Source organism: Clostridioides sp. LIBA-6822, from assembly GCF_056688955.1.
This window is the reverse complement of record NZ_CP196995.1, coordinates 1,333,137-1,349,306: the sequence shown is the minus strand read 5'-3', so window position 1 is coordinate 1,349,306 and position 16,170 is coordinate 1,333,137. Positions and strand designations below refer to the sequence as shown.

17 protein-coding genes are annotated in these 16,170 nt (G+C 26.8%); 2 read left to right on the top strand and 15 right to left on the bottom strand.

Features of this window, described 5'->3' with window-relative positions; genetic code table 11:
* Positions 1-13: 13 nt before the first annotated feature.
* From ffh to ACTG48_RS06480, 12 genes are all read right to left on the bottom strand, one after another.
* On the bottom strand, positions 14-1,366 hold the full coding sequence (gene ffh / locus ACTG48_RS06535) for a signal recognition particle protein (protein ID WP_021383940.1): 1,353 nt from the start codon (positions 1,364-1,366) through the stop codon (positions 14-16).
* Positions 1,363-1,731 (bottom strand): YlxM family DNA-binding protein, encoded by a 369-nt coding sequence (ylxM, locus tag ACTG48_RS06530; RefSeq protein WP_021383968.1) that lies wholly within the window; start codon positions 1,729-1,731, stop codon positions 1,363-1,365. Before ylxM ends, ffh begins: the two co-directional genes overlap by 4 nt.
* 102 nt (positions 1,732-1,833) lie before the next feature.
* Positions 1,834-3,108 (bottom strand): signal recognition particle-docking protein FtsY, encoded by a 1,275-nt coding sequence (ftsY, locus tag ACTG48_RS06525; protein WP_021383973.1) that lies wholly within the window; start codon positions 3,106-3,108, stop codon positions 1,834-1,836.
* A gap of 26 nt (positions 3,109-3,134) precedes the next feature.
* The gene (smc, locus tag ACTG48_RS06520) at positions 3,135-6,689 is read right to left on the bottom strand and encodes a chromosome segregation protein SMC (protein ID WP_021383946.1); all 3,555 of its coding nucleotides are present in this window, start codon (positions 6,687-6,689) and stop codon (positions 3,135-3,137) included.
* A gap of 27 nt (positions 6,690-6,716) precedes the next feature.
* Entirely contained in the window at positions 6,717-7,787 is a 1,071-nt protein-coding gene (locus tag ACTG48_RS06515; protein WP_021383936.1) for an elongator complex protein 3, read from the bottom strand.
* Between the two features lie 53 nt (positions 7,788-7,840).
* Positions 7,841-8,551 (bottom strand): ribonuclease III, encoded by a 711-nt coding sequence (gene rnc / locus ACTG48_RS06510; RefSeq protein WP_021383953.1) that lies wholly within the window; start codon positions 8,549-8,551, stop codon positions 7,841-7,843.
* A 163-nt stretch (positions 8,552-8,714) separates the two neighbouring features.
* On the bottom strand, positions 8,715-9,170 hold the full coding sequence (locus ACTG48_RS06505) for a CD1247 N-terminal domain-containing protein (protein ID WP_021383963.1): 456 nt from the start codon (positions 9,168-9,170) through the stop codon (positions 8,715-8,717).
* Between the two features lie 91 nt (positions 9,171-9,261).
* Positions 9,262-9,819 carry an elongation factor P gene (efp, locus tag ACTG48_RS06500; RefSeq protein ID WP_021383927.1) on the bottom strand — a complete coding sequence of 186 codons (558 nt, stop codon included), beginning with the start codon at positions 9,817-9,819 and terminating at the stop codon, positions 9,262-9,264.
* Between the two features lie 310 nt (positions 9,820-10,129).
* A complete protein-coding gene (locus ACTG48_RS06495; protein WP_021383928.1) occupies positions 10,130-10,660 on the bottom strand; it encodes a hypothetical protein in 531 nt (176 codons plus the stop codon).
* Positions 10,650-11,114, bottom strand: coding sequence for a hypothetical protein (locus ACTG48_RS06490; protein ID WP_479918396.1), 465 nt, complete (start codon positions 11,112-11,114; stop codon positions 10,650-10,652). Before ACTG48_RS06490 ends, ACTG48_RS06495 begins: the two co-directional genes overlap by 11 nt.
* Positions 11,089-11,772 (bottom strand): hypothetical protein, encoded by a 684-nt coding sequence (locus tag ACTG48_RS06485; RefSeq protein ID WP_479918395.1) that lies wholly within the window; start codon positions 11,770-11,772, stop codon positions 11,089-11,091. Before ACTG48_RS06485 ends, ACTG48_RS06490 begins: the two co-directional genes overlap by 26 nt.
* Positions 11,756-12,118: a hypothetical protein gene (locus ACTG48_RS06480; protein WP_044213042.1), complete on the bottom strand. Its 363-nt coding sequence runs from the start codon at positions 12,116-12,118 to the stop codon at positions 11,756-11,758. Before ACTG48_RS06480 ends, ACTG48_RS06485 begins: the two co-directional genes overlap by 17 nt.
* Positions 12,119-12,722: 604 nt before the next feature.
* On the opposite strand from ACTG48_RS06480, the gene ACTG48_RS06475 reads away from it, so the two are divergent.
* Both ACTG48_RS06475 and ACTG48_RS06470 read left to right on the top strand, forming a co-directional pair.
* Positions 12,723-13,130: a sigma-70 family RNA polymerase sigma factor gene (locus ACTG48_RS06475; protein WP_021383952.1), complete on the top strand. Its 408-nt coding sequence runs from the start codon at positions 12,723-12,725 to the stop codon at positions 13,128-13,130.
* Positions 13,131-13,602: 472 nt separating this feature from the next.
* Positions 13,603-13,797: a hypothetical protein gene (locus ACTG48_RS06470; protein ID WP_021383972.1), complete on the top strand. Its 195-nt coding sequence runs from the start codon at positions 13,603-13,605 to the stop codon at positions 13,795-13,797.
* 182 nt (positions 13,798-13,979) lie between these two features.
* Here the strand turns inward: ACTG48_RS06470 and ACTG48_RS06465 are convergent, their stop codons facing one another.
* The 3 genes from ACTG48_RS06465 to ACTG48_RS06455 form a co-directional block, all read right to left on the bottom strand.
* Positions 13,980-14,489, bottom strand: coding sequence for a VanZ family protein (locus tag ACTG48_RS06465; protein ID WP_021383978.1), 510 nt, complete (start codon positions 14,487-14,489; stop codon positions 13,980-13,982).
* 212 nt (positions 14,490-14,701) lie between these two features.
* Entirely contained in the window at positions 14,702-15,316 is a 615-nt protein-coding gene (locus tag ACTG48_RS06460) for a DUF1653 domain-containing protein (protein ID WP_021383921.1), read from the bottom strand.
* Between the two features lie 560 nt (positions 15,317-15,876).
* The gene (locus tag ACTG48_RS06455) at positions 15,877-16,095 is read right to left on the bottom strand and encodes a hypothetical protein (protein ID WP_021383949.1); all 219 of its coding nucleotides are present in this window, start codon (positions 16,093-16,095) and stop codon (positions 15,877-15,879) included.
* Between the last annotated feature and the right edge of the window lie 75 nt (positions 16,096-16,170).

Below are 16,170 nucleotides of genomic sequence, written 5' to 3'. Positions count from 1 at the left end.
ACTTTTTTATATTTTATTTAAAAAAAGGTAAACCGCCTAAGCCGCCCCTTTTCTTCATACTCTTTTGTGAACCAGCAAACATCTTCATCATTTTTTTCATTTCATTAAGTTGTTTTATAAGTCTATTTACATCTTGTACACTAGTTCCACTACCTCTAGCTATTCTTTTCTTTCTAGAAGCATTTAATACTCCTGGGTTTCTTCTCTCATATGTAGTCATTGATTGAATTATGGCTTTAGTTCTATTCATTTCTTTGCCATTCAAATCTACATCTCCAAGTTGGTCTTTTACATTTCCCATACCAGGTATCATGCCAATTATCTTGTCAAGAGGTCCCATATTTTGTATTTGTTCCATTTGTTGTAAGAAATCCTCAAAATCAAGTTCTTGCTTTTTGATTTTTTGTTCTAATTCCTTAGCTTTTTCCAAGTCTATGTTTTCTTGTGCTTTTTCTATTAAGCTTAAGACATCTCCCATACCTAGGATTCTTGATGCCATTCTGTCTGGGTGGAAAGGCTCTATATCATCTAGTTTTTCTCCCATACCCATAAACTTTATAGGTTTTTGTGTAACTGCTCTTATTGAAAGTGCAGCACCACCTCTAGTATCTCCATCTAATTTAGTTAATACTACTCCATCAACACCAAGTGCTTCATTGAAACTTTCTGCAACATTTACAGCATCTTGTCCTGTCATAGAGTCTACAACCAAAAGTATTTCATGTGGTTTAACTTCTGACTTAATAGATTTTAACTCATCCATAAGCACTTCATCTATATGAAGTCTACCAGCTGTATCTATAATAACTAAATCATTTGCATTTTTAATTGCATGGCTTAAACCTGCTTTTGCAATATTTACTGGATTTTCTTTATCACCCATATTAAATACAGGTATATCCAATTTTTCTCCAACAACTTGAAGTTGCTTTATAGCTGCTGGTCTATAAATATCACAAGCTACTAATAAAGGTTTCTTGCCTTGCTTTTTAAAATATCCTCCAAGTTTTCCTGCTGTCGTAGTTTTACCTGCTCCTTGCAATCCAACCATCATTAAAATTGTAGGAGGTTTTGAGGAAATCATTACTTTACTTTGTACATCCCCCATTAAGCTTGTAAGCTCTTCATTTACAATCTTGATTACATGCTGAGCTGGAGTTAAGCTTTGCATAACTTCTTGTCCAACACATCTTTCTTGAACTTTTTTTATAAAATCTTTAACTACTTTAAAGTTAACATCTGCTTCAAGAAGAGCAAGTTTAACTTCTCTCATAGCATTTTTTACATCTACTTCTGTAAGTTTTCCTTTTGATTTTAACTTACTAAATGCCCCTTGTAGTTTATCAGACAATCCTTCAAATATCATTTTATCATCTCCCTACATACATCTTCTATATTTTCTAGCTTAGGGATTAAATTAGCACAATCTCTATTGTGCAATAAATCTTCTTTAATGTCAATAATTTTATCTTTTATACTTTTAATATTTTTTTCCTGCTCTTGAATCTTAGATACTAAGTGTAACTTTTCTTCATAATCTCTTAGTATTTTCTCTGAACGTTTCAAAGTGTCATACACACCTTGTCTTGATACATTCAGATTTTCACTAATTTCACCTAAAGAATAATCTTCTTCATAGTATAGAGCTACTATTTCTTTCTGCTTGTCAGTTAATAATTCTTTATATTGTTCAAATAACAATCCAATTTCGACCATTTTTTCTATATTCATATCTTACACTTCCTAGCAGTATACTGTAAAGGTTATCTACTTTACACTATTGTATTTTATATCATATAAACACTCTTGTCAACCATTATTTTTAAAAGAATACTAGTTACCAAATAATGCATCTGAAAATGATTTTGCATTAAAATCTTGTAGGTCTTCTACTCTTTCTCCAACTCCAATAAGTTTTACAGGTACATCTACTTCTGATTTTACTGCAAGTACTACTCCACCTTTTGCAGTCCCATCAAGTTTTGTAAGCACTATACCTGTTATGTCTGCAACTTCTTTAAATGTCTTTGCTTGAACAACTGCATTTTGACCTGTTGTGGCATCTACTACAAGAAGTACTTCACGCTTTGCCTCTGGGAATTCTCTATCTACTATTTTAAATACTTTGCCAAGCTCATTCATAAGATTAGCTTTATTGTGTAATCTTCCTGCTGTATCACATATTAATACATCTGTTTTTCTAGCTTTTGCTGCCTTTATAGCATCAAATACTACTGCTCCTGGGTCTGCTCCTTCTTGGTGTTTTATTATATCTACATTAGTTCTATTTGCCCAAATTTCTAATTGCTCTGTAGCTGCTGCTCTAAATGTATCTGCTGCTGCCAATAAAACTTTTTTACCATCTTTTTTGTATCTATTTGCTAGTTTTCCTATTGTAGTAGTCTTACCAACTCCATTTACACCAACCATTAAGATTATACATGGTGCTGGTTCTATATCTAATGTAGAGTTTTCATTCGTAAGAATGTCTTCAACTATAGATTTAAGTTCTTCTCTTACCTCGATAGGCTCAGTAATACCTTTTTGCTTTATTTTATCTCTTAATTTTTCAATTATATCCATAGTTGTATTTACACCAACATCTGCTGTTATTAAAATTTCCTCTAAATCCTCAAGTAAATCTTCATCTACTTTTGTATATGATTTTAAAACCTCATCTATTCTATCTGTTATTCCTTGCTTTGCTTTTGTTAATCCTTGTTTTAGCCTTTCAAACAAGTTAACCTTTTTTTCTTCTTTATCTTCCATCTCTTCAGATTCAGTTTTATCATCATATATTTCTAATTCTTCTATTATATCTTCCTGAGAATCACTATTTAAGATACTTTTCACTTCTTGTTCATCACTATTTATCCGACTTTCTACTTCTTCAGTTTCTTCAGTACTGTCATTAGTAACATCTTCTTCAGCTTTTTCTTCGATATCTTCCACTTTATCTATCACTTCTTCTTCAAGCCCTGAAAAAATAGTTTCTTCTATATTTTCTAGATTATCAACACTACTTTCTATTTCTTCTTCTACCTCGTCATCTTTTTTTTCCAGTTCTTTTTCTTTGTCTTTTCCAAAACCAAATAATTTTTTTAACACTATTCTTCCTCCTATGTCAATCTAAGTTATATAATATCTGTTATTTCCTGAGCTTCCTTTAATTTTAAACTAATAACTTTTGAAATGGCTTTTTCTTGCATAGTAACTCCATAAATATAGTCAGCAGCTTCCATAGTTCCTCTCCTATGTGTTACTGATATAAATTGTGTTTCTTTAGATAAATCCTTCAAAAACTCTCCAAATCTAAATATATTTGCATCATCAAGTGGCGCTTCAATCTCATCTAATATACAAAATGGTGTTGGTTTTGTAATTAATATAGCAAATAATATACTTATTGCAGTTAAAGCTTTTTCTCCACCAGACAATAGGTTTAGGTTTTTCATTTTTTTACCTGGTGGTTGAGCTGTTATTAGTATATCACTTTCTAATAAATTTTCTTTATCTAAAATAGTTAATTCTCCACAACCTCCACCAAATAATCTCTTATACACATACTTAAAGTTTTTGCTTATTTCTTCAAATTTAATCTCAAATTCAGATTTCATATTTTCTTCTAATGTATGTATAAGTTTTTCTATCTCTTCCATAGATTCTTCTAAGTCTTGTTTTTGTTCACTATAAAAATCATATCTTTCTTTTATTTCTTCATATTCCTTTATAGAATCTATATTTATATTTCCAAGACTTCTTATTTCTCTCTTTAGACTTTCTAAGAATTTTCTATCTATATCTAAATTTTCATTTTTAATTTCCAATGCTTGTACTAGAGTCATCTCATATTGCTCAAATAACTTATTTATATATGTGTCTTGACTAGTTTTTAATCTTTCTAATCTTCCACCAACTTTAAATAAACTTTCTTTAAGTTCTATATGTTGTCTATCTATAGTTTTTAATTCTTTATTGATTTCATCAAAACTATTTTTTAAATCATCTTTAGCTATTTTTCTAGTTTCAAGATTTCTGTTACTATCTCCCAATTGTTTTGTTAGATTTTCTTTTTCTTTTTCTTCAATAGATATAGAGTCTTGTAATTTAACTATTTCTTGTTCTTCATAGTTTAATGATTCTTCTAGTTGTTTGTTTTTTTCTTCTAGCTCACAATTTTCACCAACTATTCTTTCTATATCTCTAACTATACTATTATAAACCTCTCTTTTCTTTACTAAGGTTAAGTTTAATTCATCAAATTGGGATTTTTCTTTATCATATAAATCATTATATTTTTTTATTTCATCATTTAATCTATCAATTTTTTCTTTATTTTGACTGTATATGTTATCTAATTCTTCCATATCTTTTTCAACAATATCACTTTTTTCAAGTGTGTAATTTAAATTGGAGTTCAAATCATTCTTCTCACTCTCTAATTTAGTAATACTACCTTTTAAAGATTCAATTTCAGATTCAATGTTCTTTATACTTGTACTTTTTATTATTATACTTTTTTCTAAATCCTTTATTTTACTTTCATGTAAATCAATTTCATTTTTTATATTTTTTATATCCTTATCTAGAGATTCTCTTTTTAATTCTAAGTCTGAAATCTCAACCTTGATACTATTTATCTTTTCTGTATATTCATTAATGTATCTTTTTCTTGATAATATATTCCCATTAGTTTTTAAGCTTCCTCCAGTCAAAGAACCTCCTGGGTTCAATATCTCACCATCTAAAGTTACTATTTTAAACCTGTGACCAGTTTCTTTTGCAAATTTTATACCTTCATCTATATTATTTATAAGTATTGTTCTTCCAAGTATATTTTCAATTATATTTCTATACTTTTCATCAAATGTAATTAAATCACTTGCTATTCCTATAAACTTAGTATTTGCTTTTAAGTTTCCCAAACTTATTTTATTTGATTTAATTATATTTAATGGAAGAAATGTTACTCTCCCTAAATTATTTTGCTTCAAATAATTTATTGCAGATTTAGCACTAAACTCATCATCAGTTATTATATTCTGCATATAGGCACCCAAAGCTGCTTCTATAGATTTCTCATATTTTTCAGGCACATTTATAATTTGCCCTAGTGCTCCATGAACACCTTTTAAACTTTTATTTTTTAAGACTTCCTTTACTCCTCTATTAAACCCCTCATAATGATTTTCCATGTCTATATAGACATTTAATTTTGAGTTATATCCATTTAGGTTATATTTACTTTTCTGTATTTCATCTTCTAGCTTATTGTGTTCATTAATTGAATCTTTTAAATCTGTTGCTAATTCATTATTTCTATTATTTATATTCTTTAAATTTTCATTTTGCATATTGAATTCTTTATTTATATTATCTAATTCAAAAGACTTTATTTCAATACTCTTATTTAATTCTGCTATTTCTGAGCTTATGTTTTCATCTCTTATATTCATATTTTCCTTATTTGCATTTAAGGTAGATAGCTTATTACTAAATTCTTGCTTCTTATTTAATATATCTATTATACTTTCTTTCAATAATTCTATATCATTATTTAAAGATTCTAATTTCACTTTTTGTTTATCTTTATTAGATTCCAATATTTTTATATTTTCTTGCAAAATAGATAGTTCTTCACTACCTGATGACTTATTGCTTTCTAACTCTTTTATGTATTGCTTATTTTCATTTAGTTTTTCTTTTATATCATTTATTTCTGAATTTTTTCTATGAATTTCATTTGTAAAATTTCTTATTCTTTCTTTAATTAAATTTATCTGAGATTCTTTTTTTGATATAACCCCTTTAATTGAGTTTATATAGTCTACAGACTTTTCAATTACATCTTGTAATACATCTATCTCTTTATTGATATCCTCTTGCTTTTTTTCTACAATACTTTTTTGTTCTTCTTTTTCATTAAGTTCTTTTTCAATAACGTTTCTATGCTCATTAACCTCACTTAATTCTTTTTCTGTTCCTTCAATTTCTCTTATAAAGCTATTTACTTCTAGTATCTTCAACTTCTCACTTATTTCCAAATACTTTTTTGCTTTTGTCTGTTGATTAAAAAGAGGTTTTAATTGATTTTCAATTTCTATATATACATCATCTATTCTTTCTAAGTTCTCCTTTGTATTACTTAAATTTCTTTCTGCTTCCTGCTTTTTATATCTATACTTTGATATACCACAGGCTTCATCAAAAACTTTCCTTCTACTTAAAGGATTGTTACTTAATATTTCGTCTACTTTTCCTTGTTCTATGATTGAATAACCATCTTTTCCAATACCAGTATCTAAAAAGACTTCTTTTATATCTTTTAATCTACAACTCTTATTATTTAGAAAAAACTCACTTTCACCATTTCTGTAAGCTCTTCTTCTTATAGTTACTTCTGTAAAATCTAATTCCAATTGATTCTCAGAATTATCAATAGTAAGAGCCACTTCACAGTAATTCATAGGTTTTTTTGTATCTGTACCCGCAAATATTACATCTTCGAGTTTATCTCCTCTAAGACTCTTAATACTCTGTTCTCCTAATACCCATCTTACAGCATCAGATATATTACTTTTCCCACTTCCATTTGGCCCTACTATAGCTGTTATTCCTTCTTTAAAAATAATATCTGTTTTCACTGGAAAGGATTTAAATCCCTTTAACTCTAGTCTCTTTAAATACAAATCGTTTCTCTCCCTTCATCGTTAAAACTAAAGGTCATAAATGTCATACAATTTTCTATGAATGTCTATCATATTAGCAATAATTAAACTTTTTCCATCTAACACAATTTCTAATTGATTTATATCTAAATCTGATTCTTGTGTTTTTAAAATCACACCAAATTTTTCTTTCATATACTTCACATTTGTTTTTTTATTTCCTATTATTTTAGAAATATTCTTTTTATTAGATTTCACCAACATTTGTTTTACATCTTTATTTTGTAAAATAATAAATTTTAAATAATCTTTTATCATATCAGCTTCTACTAATTCCCTAAATGCAGGATGATATGGTCCTGATAAAACAGCTTTTCCAATTTGTATATCATCAGTAGCTTGAAGTCCAACTCTTATTACATTTATATTATTAACATAAAACAGTACAAGAACTTTTTTTACTATACTTATACTTTCATCAAGAGTAAATGGACTATACTCATTTTGCTCCATCAATTTTTCAAGCCCTGTATCTTTTACTACTAAAGTTGGATAAACTCTAACACAATCTGGTTTTAGCTCTACAAATTTTTTTGCCGTAAATATACATTTTTCTTCTGTATCAGCTGGGAGACCAATCATCATCTGCAATCCAAGTTTAATTCCACTATTTTTTATCATTTTTGAACTCTTGTATACAACTTCTGCTTGATGACCTCTTACACTCTCTAATAATACTTTTTCATCTAAAGATTGTACTCCAAGTTCAATTATGCTTGTCTTATAGTCTTTCAACATACTTAGTATCTCTTCATTAATGCAGTCTGGTCTTGTAGACATTCTAATATCTTTTACAATACCTTTTTCTACATATTCTTTGGCAACCGATAACAAACTTTTTTGTATATCAATATCTATAGCAGTAAAGCTACCACCAAAAAATGCTATTTCTACATCAGCATCTTTATCTATGGTCTCTAAACATTCTTCAATTATTTTTCTTGCATCTTCACTTGTAACATCGGTACTCACACCTGTTATTTTTTTTTGATTACAAAAAATACAATCATGAGGACACCCTTTGTGAGGAACAAATATAGGTATAATTCTCTTTTTCATCTACAACATCCTTCTAATATAAATATTTCTTTTTATATTTTTACATATTACATTTATTTTTCCCATAATTTTTTCTTTAAAGCCACTTTAGCGGCTAATTGTTCAGCTTCCTTTTTACTCTTACCTTCTCCTATACCCAATACATCTTCATTAATTCCAACTTCCATCACAAATCTTTTATTATGGTCTGGCCCTTTTTCTTCTATAAGTCTGTACCAGATATTATTTTCACCATTTCCTTGTAATACTTCTTGAAGATGTGTTTTATAGTCTCTAAATATATTTCCTTTTCTTGAGTCATAAATTATATTTTCCATATAATTTAGTATAAATTGTCTTGCACTTTCAAAACCTCCATCAAGATATATAGCAGCTATTACAGCTTCAAATGCATCTGCTAATATTGAAGTTCTGTGTCTGCCTCCAGTTGCTTCTTCTCCTCTACCTAATAACATGTGAACACCTAAATTTATATCATTAGCTACTTCACTTAATGAATCTTCACAAACTATATTTGCTCTAAGTTTAGTCAGTTCCCCTTCGGGCAGATTAGTTTCTTCATTGAATAAATAATCACTTATCACTATACCTAAAACCGAATCCCCTAAAAACTCTAATCTTTCGTTAAAATTATATTTTTTATTTTCATTAGAATATGAACTATGAGTAAGAGCTTCTAATATATATTCTTTATTTTTAAACTTATAATTTATAACATTTTCAAATCTTTGTATATTATCTAGTAATTTTTTACTTATTTTCATAACTACATCCCTCCAAAATCCTATTCTATAAATTCTAGTGTACTATTTTTGTCCAAGTATTGCAAAACCAAAATACATAATACCCTTCCTCATAAAAATAAAACTACCTATGAAACAAAATTATCTCATAGGCATCATAGGCAGTTTTATTTCTTATGAATTTTTACTCTCTATCATCACAACTTGAACAACCACCACATGTACAATCATCATCACAATCATCTTCTGATGATAATATTACAGCCTTACAATCAGGACAAACAACATCTACTTCATCATCATATAACAAATCTTCGTCTATTTCTACTAACTCTCCACAATTTGGGCATTCCATTTCTATATAGCTGAAGTCCTCATCGTCATCATCTTCATCTTCTTCATAAAGATCATCTTCCATGTCAGCGATTTCTTCTTCTAAATCTGCTAAATCTTCATCAATAGATTCAACAAAATCTTGAAGTTCTTCTTGCTCTTCATCCAATGTTACAATAGCATCTGCAAACACTTCTAATGCATCAACTATTTTATGTATCATTTTCCCTTCTTTGCTTTCAGCACTAATTTCTAGTCCTTCTGCTAGGCCTTTTAAGTATGCAACTTCTTCATATAAATGTTTCATGTAACACCCCTCGCTTTCTTTTTTATATATAAACTAAAAGCTCATATATCTTATATTATTAAGACATATAAGCTTTTATATACATAAATTTTTATACTCTTGATAAATATTCACCTGTTCTAGTATCTATCTTTACTTTATCTCCAGTATTTATAAATAATGGCACTTGAACAACTGCTCCAGTTTCAACTGTAGCTGCTTTAGTTACATTACTAGCTGTATCACCTTTTATACCTGGCTCTGTATCTGTAACTTCTAGCTCTGCAAAGTTTGGAGCTTCCACTTGGAATGGTTGCCCTTGATAAAATCTTATTGTAGCAACTTCATTTTCTTTTAAGAACTTAATTGCTTCTTCAACTTGCTCATAGTTTAATGGTATTTGTTCAAAATTTTCTTGGTCCATAAAATAATATAACTCACCATCATTGTATAGATATTGCATTTGTCTTGTATCTATAACAGCTTTAGGGAATTTTTCACTTGGATTGAAACTTTCTTCTCTTATAGCTCCTGTTTTTAAGTTTCTGTATTTAGTTCTAACGAAAGCAGCTCCTTTACCTGGCTTAACGTGTTGAAAATCAACTACTAAACATGGTTGTCCATCTTTTTCAAATGTAACACCTTTTCTAAAATCACCTGCTGATACCATTTCTTGTTCCTCCATATTAAAATAAATTTCTTATTTTTTAGTAAATTTTACATTACTATGCCTTTAAAATTATATCTCTTACTTGAATTCTGTCAAGTCAGGATTACAAATTTTTACTAATATCATAATATCATAAGTTATACAATATAAACAAGTATTTGGCAAATTACTTATTCTATATTTTTATTATTCTCCTCTACAATCTTAGTCTATACATTTTATATATTAATATTATTCAGTTATATAGTTCTCAATAATTATGTTTTATATGATTTGTTAATGTTGTTTATTTTTCTTAAGCCTATGTGTTTTATATGTTTTGACTAAAATTCCATACTTTTATTTTGAATTTAGTTTCATAGTTTTGGCTACGTTTTGATAACTTCAATTTTATATTAACATATTGTCCATTATTAGACATTGACACATACATTTCGTCTACATAATCTCCAATCTCATAACCACCAGCTTGACTACTTTCACCATTTAAAGAATTTACAAACAACTTATTTCGTCTTTCATTTAATATAATTTCTTTGTTACTTATATATTCTTCATTATTAGTTATACTTTCGTCTACATACCTACATTTTATAGATGTTGTCCTTTTAAAACCTTCTTCGTCATTAGATAGATTTATTATTCCCATAGAATTACTAATAATTCCTTCCATAGATTTTACAATTTCAAGGCTTTGTTGTTGCAACTCTATCTTATCTTCTATTTTAAGTTTCAAGTTTATTGTAAGTACAAATATAGAATGTAGAACCATTATCAATATTACAATTGAAGTTAATGATACTACACTTTCTAAAAGTAAGTATCCATCTTTATGTTTCATATTTTCCCTCTTTCAGAAGTACTCTTCCACTTACAGGTGTTATTGTTATAGTTTTTCTTAGTCTATTATTATATATCTCTATTGTAGATGCTTTTTGAGGCGAGCCATCAGATTTAAACTTTATTATATCAATACTTCTTGCTATTTTTACACTTTTAGGTAGTACTATAGATTTAATATTTTTACCATCTTTTCTCAATACATATCCTTCATGTTTATCTTGATTTACAATATATATATATGTATTGTAATTGCTAAACATATTAGTTCTCCTAACATATCTTATATCTGAACAAAGTTGACGTGCAAATAAATTTATTTTTTGATTTTCAAGATTATCTTTTGGAAAAGATAATGTAGCTATCAATAGTATTATACTAATAGATACTACTAATTCTATTACAGTCACATTCCTTCTTTTTTCAAAGTTATACACCTCTATACTTATATACATATACTAAATTTCTTTCATCAAAGCTCTTTTTTATATTTTCAATTATATTCTGTTTAATCTCTTCTTCTATAGATTCATCAAGTTCTTGATTACTTGTGCTTTCACTCTCAGCTTCAAATTCATTTAAAATTTCATTTTCTTCAAATGACTCATATTCATTAAATACCTCAATATTGGATTCATCCATATAATCTTCAATGTCAATCCCTACCCATGGATTTTTAATTTTCACCCTCACTTTTATAACTTTTAAAAAATCTTTTTCTCTAACTGAACTTGTTATATCCAATTCAAAAAAATCGCCTTTATCATATATAGTATTATTCTCTACTTTTAAAGAAACGTCTTCTAGGTTGCTATGGGAGGTGTCTTTTATTTTTTTTATACAATTAATCATATTATTTCCTAAGAAATATGTTCTAAATTCATCTTCACTATTTGATATATTAATGGCTTCCTCCACACAAGAAAATACATTACTTATTGATATTTCTATCCCACTTAAAGAAGTTTCTTTTAGCTGAATGTCCTTGTATTCTAACTCAAATATGTTATTATGTGTGTAAATTAGACCTATAGTCATAATACATACAGTACTTATAATAGAAAATATTATCAATGTCATTATTAATATAGAGCCTTTATTGTTTAGTAACATAACTATTAAACCTCAATTTTTTAAAATTACTTTTTATTTCTATATTTATTTCATAACATTGATAGTAATCTAAAATTTGTTTTGCTGTACTGACAACTTCATATCCATTTATGTAGTTTCTATTTGTTTCATTCTCAATCAAATCATATTTACTACTTTTTATTTTATACTTCTCCTCTTCCATATATTTTTTTGCAATGATTAACATTTCTCTATCAGATGAATTTCTACAGACAAAACTATAACAACTATATAAAGATGTTGACACTAAATAAACCGTCACATATAATATAGCAATGCTTATTATACATTCAATTGATATAAAACCCTTATTTCTTGTTTTCAATAATAAAAACCTCTCAGTAATATTTTATATAGAAATTTAACTGTAAATTTTCTTCATAAATATCTTTTATAAAGTTTTTCCATTTCCCTCTAAAGCTATCTAAGTCCATATACAAAAGCACTTATCCCTTGATTTATTAACATATCAATGTTTCTTTAATTGAACATAAACTGTCTGCCATAACTCTACAAGCACCTCCACAACCTAATATCATCACTTTCTTATTTGTTAAATCAAAACCATTTTCAATTACAGATTAACTCTATTCCATCATTACTATATCCCTTTAGTACACCACCTTAATTTTTAATAGTATTAACTACTCCTGCTAACCTCACTTTGTAATCTCATCTTCCTTTATATTTATTGACATCCAAATTTCAATTTATACTAAATAAATTAATAATTCCTTCGCCTTGTTTCATATATATATAACAAAATTTTAAATTTATGTTATCATTTTTCATGTTATATTACGGTCAAAAGTTTGTAAATATATGTTTTAAATTCTAAAAGTATGCACATTATTTTATTAGATAACAGTCAACTTGGATAAGTCTCCTTCATATAATTTAAAGTGACCGTTGAAAAGGGGGGTGACCTATTGGCAGCTCTTAAATCTTTTGAAAAACCCTTAACCCCTGAAGAAGAGATTGAGTATTTAACTAAATTTAAAATAGAAAACGATAAAAGTGCAAAAGATACATTGATTGAAAGAAACATGAGATTAGTAGCTTATATAGCAAAAAAATATAATAATTCGACGGAAGACCAAGATGATTTAATATCCATAGGTACAATAGGATTAATAAAAGCTATAGAAACTTATAATATAGATAAAGGAACTCGATTAGCAACATATGCTTCTAGATGTATTGAAAATGAGATTTTAATGAATATTAGATCTAACAAAAAAAATAAAACTCAAGTATCTTTACAAGACCCTATCGGAACAGATAAAGAAGGTAATGAAATAAATACTACTTTTTATCTATATTTCTCTACTGTGTAAAATAACATCCTCATATAAGAATACTTTTCTCAATCCTCTCAAACTAAAATACATATCAATAGCATCATTAGCCATAATTACATATTTTTAAATATATCTAAATATCTAGCTTTTTTAATCATGACTTTATTACTATAAAATGCCAAGGCTATACTCTCAAATAAATTGTTATACATATAGCAAACAAATATTTCATATTAAATCTCAAATATTCTACTTTAATAGTTTTTTTATTTTTGTCATTTTATAGATATTAATGTATATTTACTTATTGTAAAAAATAATAAAATTTTATAATTTATTCCATAATATACTTTTTTCTATAAACATTTTATATATAACCTTTATTTTTTTATTAAAATGCATTATAATAAAAAGTAAAGCTAAAATTGATATAGTTTTAACAAATATTATTTTCAGAAAAGTGACACTATTAAATATATTGAAAATAATCATAGATGGAGGTCAAAATATGAGTGTAATTGTATTATGTAGTTACTGTGGAAAAGAAATAGATGAATATAGAAATAAATATATAACTTACTATGAAAAAAATACTAACGAAGAGATTAAGGTTTGTATTAATTGTGCTTTGGATTTATTAGAAAAAACAAAAGAAAATCAAGAATTAGATATTCAAAAATCTCAAGATACAATACTTCTTTAATAATTTAGAAAAGCACCTATATAGGTGCTTTTTATGTGTAAGTAAATCCATATATCTTTAAGGCAAATATAAGTGTTGAATGTAATACTAGAAACAATAAAAAAGTAGATAGTATTGTTGAAAGTACAACTATTATTCAAGATTAATTATATCCTCATTAATGATATACACTTTACTTCCGTCTATAAGTTTGTAATAATAATCAGTCCCAAAAATAATATCACAATAATTGTCACAATCAAAGCTAATACATTGATAATTTTTATTGTCTTATTCTTAAATATTTTTGATAATAAAACAAAAATTGCTATTCCTATTATTCCCCCTAATGTATTTCCTAACAAATCAGTTATATCACTTGCACCTATTGCAAATATATATTGAAGTGTTTCAAAAATTAAACTTGCTAAAAAAATAGGTACAACCTTTTTCAGAAAGCTCCACTCTTCTTTTAGCATACACAAATATATTCCAAATGGCACAAATACAACTACGTTTAATATAATCTCTGATATATCAACTTTATTATTAACTACAAGTGAGCCAGCAAAAGGTACTAAGTTTATATTTCTAAGATTCATGGCTTCAAGTGATGCAATATCAAATTGCATCTTAAATAGTATTATCCATGTCAAAATGATTATATATACTATAAACAATACTTTTGTAATATTAGATTCCCTCGTTTTCATTCATTGCCTCCTTACTATACCATTGTATCACACTCTTAATACAATAGTATAGTAATACAATTTATCTGTCAACTATTTCTTATAAAATTACATAAATCTTTATTCACTATTTAATATATAAAATTTATTCTTTACTTTGTCAACATGCACTTTATTTATTATTTAAAATTCTATTTTTATAGTATAGACCTTAGTAGAGATTTCATAGTTAGCTACTCAAACTCCTCAAATCTATATTCTTGTGCTGTATTAAGATACTTTTCTTTATCTACTTTAGAGAGAAATATATCTATGGGTCTTGCAAATGCTCCTGTCCCATTGTATAAAGATTTGTAAATTACTAGCTTTTCACAGTCTATTTCTTTTTGATGATAGAAGTTTCCATCCGAGTCTTTATATATAACCACAATATCATTAGTTTCAGTATGAACTGCATTAAAACCATTTTCTACTACCAAATAATAACTATCAAATTCAAACAATGATTTATTAAGTTCAAAATAAGCAACAGGTTTACTAATTCCTATAGTTACATAAAATCCACCTTTGAAATGCTTATATATATATGGATATTTTAATTTTCTTTCCTTAGATTCTTTTATATCTAAATCTTTAACCATTATATCTATAGTATCATATATGTTAAAAGTCTTAATATCTTTATACAAACAACTATTATTATTTAAATTATAGTTGTTTGTATAAAATTCACAATCACCACAGTTTAGATTCTTTTCTTCTCTTGATTTTTTCGTAAAATTATTGCAATGTTTTTCCATCTTAGATAAAACTCTATGTAATTCTAATAATAACTCATTTTTAACCACTACTTAAATCCTCCTAATTTACACATTTCATATTTATATTATTTTTTAAATTAGTATCTTTATAATTTTAATTATTCCATCGACTCTTATATAAAACTCTTTTCCTATTTAAATAATATATTTACTTATTGACTATAATTTTATTTGTTACTATAAATGTAATAAATGCTATCAGTAAAATTTTTCTCACAGCTAGAGCATATATATCCAATATTTATGGTAAACAATATACAACCTCAATTCTTTGCATATTACAACTGTCATGATTCAACTTCTATAATACATCTTACATAAGCTTTTTACACTTCAAGTTTTCTTCAAGTTTTATTACGATTATTAAATCTTCTACATATTTCATAATTTGATATTAACTATAGCTCATAAATTCTTTTATAATTAGAAATTTAATGTTCTTTTTGTTTTTCTAAAATAAAAATTATTTTATGCCTCTTTATTTTTCACAGTATATAAATTTCGTAAAATAACTACCTAGTTGTTAAAAAACACTTGTCCAACTTTGTGGTAAAGAAGTGCTAAATATTAGCAACTTCTATACTTTTTTAACATTCTGCTGTTTCAGCTTTTTTCATTGATATATTAATAGCTACTTCTTTGGCTACAGCATCAAAGTCTTCCCATCTTCTTTTATTCTCTTCATTAGAAATGCGTGGATATATTATATAGACTTCTGTACTTTGATTAGCTATAATTTTTTCATCATACTCTATATCCTTTTCTGTATCATATTTAAATGGTTTAAATTGTTGTAGTACTTTCACAATATCACCCCTTGTTATAAAATATGAGCTCATATACTTGTCTTATACTCAATATAAACCTTGTTTTTAGAATTT

Coding starts and splice junctions, on each gene's coding strand:
- ffh (WP_021383940.1), bottom strand. CDS start 1,366: ATGATATTTGAAGGATTGTCTGATAAACTACAAGGGGCATTTAGTAAG.
- ylxM (WP_021383968.1), bottom strand. CDS start 1,731: ATGAATATAGAAAAAATGGTCGAAATTGGATTGTTATTTGAACAATAT.
- ACTG48_RS06515 (WP_021383936.1), bottom strand. CDS start 7,787: ATGAAAAAGAGAATTATACCTATATTTGTTCCTCACAAAGGGTGTCCT.
- rnc (WP_021383953.1), bottom strand. CDS start 8,551: ATGAAAATAAGTAAAAAATTACTAGATAATATACAAAGATTTGAAAAT.
- ACTG48_RS06505 (WP_021383963.1), bottom strand. CDS start 9,170: ATGAAACATTTATATGAAGAAGTTGCATACTTAAAAGGCCTAGCAGAA.
- efp (WP_021383927.1), bottom strand. CDS start 9,819: ATGGTATCAGCAGGTGATTTTAGAAAAGGTGTTACATTTGAAAAAGAT.
- ACTG48_RS06495 (WP_021383928.1), bottom strand. CDS start 10,660: ATGAAACATAAAGATGGATACTTACTTTTAGAAAGTGTAGTATCATTA.
- ACTG48_RS06490 (WP_479918396.1), bottom strand. CDS start 11,114: ATGTATATAAGTATAGAGGTGTATAACTTTGAAAAAAGAAGGAATGTG.
- ACTG48_RS06485 (WP_479918395.1), bottom strand. CDS start 11,772: ATGTTACTAAACAATAAAGGCTCTATATTAATAATGACATTGATAATA.
- ACTG48_RS06470 (WP_021383972.1), top strand. CDS start 13,603: ATGAGTGTAATTGTATTATGTAGTTACTGTGGAAAAGAAATAGATGAA.
- ACTG48_RS06465 (WP_021383978.1), bottom strand. CDS start 14,489: ATGAAAACGAGGGAATCTAATATTACAAAAGTATTGTTTATAGTATAT.